Source organism: Pseudomonadota bacterium (genome assembly GCA_018817425.1).
Taxonomy (GTDB): domain Bacteria; phylum Desulfobacterota; class Desulfobacteria; order Desulfobacterales; family RPRI01; genus RPRI01.
The window spans coordinates 1-3331 of record JAHITX010000141.1; the positions used below are offsets into that span (position 1 = coordinate 1).

Here is a 3331-nt window from a genome sequence, read left to right on the forward strand (position 1 = left end):
AACTTTTAAAGTACCCATCTAAAAATATTATGCTTACATTAAACAAATGAGAAGAAAATATAGATGTCTGCTAAATTTTAAATCTTGGGGTCGTATAGCAGGCAATAACAGTGCTCAAGAGGCATCAGAGAGATAAAGAAACCCTGAATCCGTGGCATAAATACTGCTTTTATGCTCATTATCTTATTGAATATATTGATATGAGTGATATCTTCTTTTGATTATGTAAAATTAAAGATCCACTGGCTTATTTTTTCGCCCATAGTCAATCCCAAGCATATCCATTCTGCTTCTTAAGGTGCTTTTATGAATGCCAAGAAGATCGGCAGCACCTTTGGGGCCGTTAATTTTTCCTTTGGTTAATTCCAATACCATCTGGATATGATAGGCTTTGACATATGATAGGCTTTGACTTCATCCAGCTTGAGCACCCTACCCTTTCTGTTTAAAAAAACAGGCGTATCTACATTTTATGAATGAATTAAAAGAATTTTGTTTTATTTTCTTCATTGTTTCTCACATTCTTTCGTGAAATCGATCATGGATTGGCAAAAAGTGCTGTTTGCATCAATCAATCCTTCGATTGAAGTAAAATGGTTCTTGTTGGGCTGAACAAATAGCTCACCGCATAAATTCTGTGCCCGCCAGGCCGTCAGATAGTCTGCTGCTTGCCGGTGAAATTCAGCAGATTCCTTTTCTCCAACAGATATTAACAAAGGAGGCCCTTTAGCAGGAATATTAAACAAAGGGCTTTGCTGTTGAATGACTTCACAAGAAAGCTGTAGTTTAGGTTGCAACCAGGAGTATCGAAAAGGTAATAAATCGAAAAGCCCGCTTATCGGTATTCCCCCCTTGATAATATTTTCAGGGAGTCCATACTCTCCTGACCAATCAGTTGCTGATAGCATACCGACTTGATGGCCACCGGCAGAATGACCGCATACGAAGATGCGCTCAGGATTGCCGCTGAATTTACGGGCTTTACGATACAACCACGCTATGAAGGCCCGGTTTTGCCGGGTAATTTCGGTAATAGTAACTTTGGGACATAGGGAGTAGTTAGGTAATACTACAGTGAAACCGTGAGCATTAGGCCCTGTTGCGACAACACTGAATTCCTTGCTGCTCAAACTGTGCCAATATCCTCCATGGATATAAACAATAATTGGCGCATCAGGCTGTTTGGCCGGAAAAATATCTACTGTTTCATCAACTGTGGGTCCGAAACGTACATCCAATATACAGTCCAGCTCTTTGCGGGCTTTTTCACTGCCACCGATAAACATCTCTACGTAAGGCTGTATATCCGGCTCCGATACTGCCACGTTATACTGGTAGTCAATCTCTTCCTGTGAGGTAAAGTTGCGGTATAGCTTCATAGGTTTTCCTCATTGCTATCACAGTGCTGGTAACAATTTTTTATATATTTATCTTTTTTGTAATCATCGGGTAATTCCGGCTAAACTATTGTGCTATATCAACTGAAGGAATAAACTATTGCCTTATCATCCTTTTCTGTTAATTTTATTATAAACCTTTTGACAATGCCGCAGCAATATTTTTATTTTTATGCCGCTTATAAAGAACCGCTCTTTGGTGTATGGTATTGTTTTTCATAAAATTAGCTAATTCGGCAGATGATACATTTAGTTTTCTTTCAAGCATCGCATCTATTTTTCCGCTTTGTTCGGAAATAACTTTTAACAACAGGAATACATTAAGTATTTCGAGGAGTTAAATTTGAGCCCAACGCTTAAGATCGGCCGAAATGGGGCGTTTTGAAACTGGCTCATTAAATTTACCCTATAAAGGAGATAAGTGATGAATGTAAATGATTTATTTGACCTAACGGGAAAAGTAGCCATTGTGACCGGGGCAAGCAGCGGTTTGGGAGCAGCTTTTGCCGAGGCTATGGCTGAGGCAGGAGCATATGTAGTGTGTGTTGCCCGTCGTGAAGATCGTTTAGCTAGTGTAGCGGAAACAATAAAAAAACTTGGTGGCACGGCTTTTGTAATACCCGCTGATGTTCGCAAGGAAGATGATGTTCAACGCATGGTTTCAGAAACTATAAAGAAGTTCGGAAAATTAGATATAATATTCAACAACGCGGGAATAGCTGGCAAACCTCTGCCGATTCATGAATATGAACTGGCAGACTGGAATGATATAATGACTACAAACATTACCGGGGTATTTCTCTGTGCAAGAGAAGCTGCAAGGCAGATGGTAAAGCAAAAAAGCGGCAAAATAATCAACATCAGTTCTATGTTTGGTCAAGTAGGAAGCGCTTTATTTCCGACTCCTGCCTATTGCGCATCAAAAGGTGCGATTTCAAATCTTACCCGGGAAATGGCTATCGAATATGCTTCATATGGAATAAATGTTAATGCCATTGCTCCGGGATTTTTCAGGACAGAACTCGGAGGAGCTGATGCCTGGGATGAGGCTGTAAAATTGCTGGCGCCCACTGTACCGATGCATGGCGTGGGTGTACCGGATGATTTAAAGGGTACAGCCGTTTATCTGGCTTCCAGGGCATCTGATTATGTTACCGGTCACATACTTGTAGTTGATGCCGGATATACTGCCAGATAAGGCAAAAGAAATTCAGATTTCTGGGAATACCTTTGCTGTTCCCGAGCCGGTTTATGAAGTATATGATACGGATGTACTTATTCTTGGGGGCGGCTTTGCTGCTATATCTGCTGCAATGGAGACATTCGCTCAAGGTACAGATTCAATGATCGCAGATAAGGACCCATTTGGATTTAGCGGTGGTTGACAGTACCATGTTGGCAGAAGTCTGTAGAAAATTGACAATAATGCTTCTCGGCAATATTAATATTGATAAGCTCTTAAAAAGTTGATAATGTCCTGTTTTATCATGTCGGATCCGATCCGATATCCATTAGAATTAATTTATTCTGGGTACCTGCTTTCGCAGGTATGACGGTTTGGTAACTTTTTACAAGTCCATCAAAATTATATCTTACAAAGGTTTTCATATACAAACACTATAAACAAAAGGAGCTTATAAAAATGACGGAGAAATATGATGTAGTAGTTGTTGGTGCAGGTCATAATGGTTTAATAGCTGCTTCATATCTTGCAAAGGCGGGTGTTAAAGTATGTGTGATTGAAAGCAGAAATAAGGTAGGTGGCGGAGTATTTACCGATGAAATAACAGTGCCCGGATTCAAACATGATGTTTGCTCTACCTGGCATGGCCTGATTTATCCGAATCCTCTGATACAAAATGATGAGCTTGGATTATTATCCAAATTCGGGCTGAAATATATCACTCCTGATAAGTTTGCAGGAGTAAACTTTG

The 3331-nt window shown here is 40.1% G+C and carries 6 protein-coding genes; 3 read left to right on the plus strand and 3 right to left on the minus strand.

The genetic code is table 11. The annotated features are described in order from the left end of the window. Positions 1 to 231: 231 nt before the first annotated feature. From KKC46_22860 to KKC46_22870, 3 genes are all read right to left on the minus strand, one after another. Entirely contained in the window at positions 232 to 375 is a 144-nt protein-coding gene (locus KKC46_22860; GenBank protein MBU1056645.1) for a hypothetical protein, read from the minus strand. 131 nt (positions 376 to 506) lie between these two features. Continuing rightward, a complete protein-coding gene (locus tag KKC46_22865; protein MBU1056646.1) occupies positions 507 to 1379 on the minus strand; it encodes an alpha/beta hydrolase in 873 nt (290 codons plus the stop codon). A gap of 148 nt (positions 1380 to 1527) precedes the next feature. After that, on the minus strand, positions 1528 to 1665 hold the full coding sequence (locus KKC46_22870; protein ID MBU1056647.1) for a hypothetical protein: 138 nt from the start codon (positions 1663 to 1665) through the stop codon (positions 1528 to 1530). A gap of 156 nt (positions 1666 to 1821) precedes the next feature. Here KKC46_22870 and KKC46_22875 point away from each other — a divergent pair, with 156 nt between their 5' ends. From KKC46_22875 to KKC46_22885, 3 genes are all read left to right on the plus strand, one after another. After that, positions 1822 to 2595: a glucose 1-dehydrogenase gene (locus KKC46_22875; GenBank protein MBU1056648.1), complete on the plus strand. Its 774-nt coding sequence runs from the start codon at positions 1822 to 1824 to the stop codon at positions 2593 to 2595. After that, a complete protein-coding gene (locus tag KKC46_22880; protein ID MBU1056649.1) occupies positions 2573 to 2782 on the plus strand; it encodes a hypothetical protein in 210 nt (69 codons plus the stop codon). Before KKC46_22875 ends, KKC46_22880 begins: the two co-directional genes overlap by 23 nt. A gap of 257 nt (positions 2783 to 3039) precedes the next feature. Continuing rightward, positions 3040 to 3331: NAD(P)-binding protein (locus KKC46_22885; GenBank protein ID MBU1056650.1), on the plus strand; the 292-nt coding region annotated here is incomplete at its 3' end.

Bases quoted from the DNA above. Each gene is read 5' to 3' on its own strand.
- KKC46_22875 (MBU1056648.1), top strand. From the start codon at position 1,822: ATGAATGTAAATGATTTATTTGACCTAACGGGAAAAGTAGCCATTGTG.
- KKC46_22865 (MBU1056646.1), bottom strand. From the start codon at position 1,379: ATGAAGCTATACCGCAACTTTACCTCACAGGAAGAGATTGACTACCAG.
- KKC46_22880 (MBU1056649.1), top strand. From the start codon at position 2,573: ATGCCGGATATACTGCCAGATAAGGCAAAAGAAATTCAGATTTCTGGG.
- KKC46_22860 (MBU1056645.1), bottom strand. From the start codon at position 375: ATGGTATTGGAATTAACCAAAGGAAAAATTAACGGCCCCAAAGGTGCT.
- KKC46_22870 (MBU1056647.1), bottom strand. From the start codon at position 1,665: ATGCTTGAAAGAAAACTAAATGTATCATCTGCCGAATTAGCTAATTTT.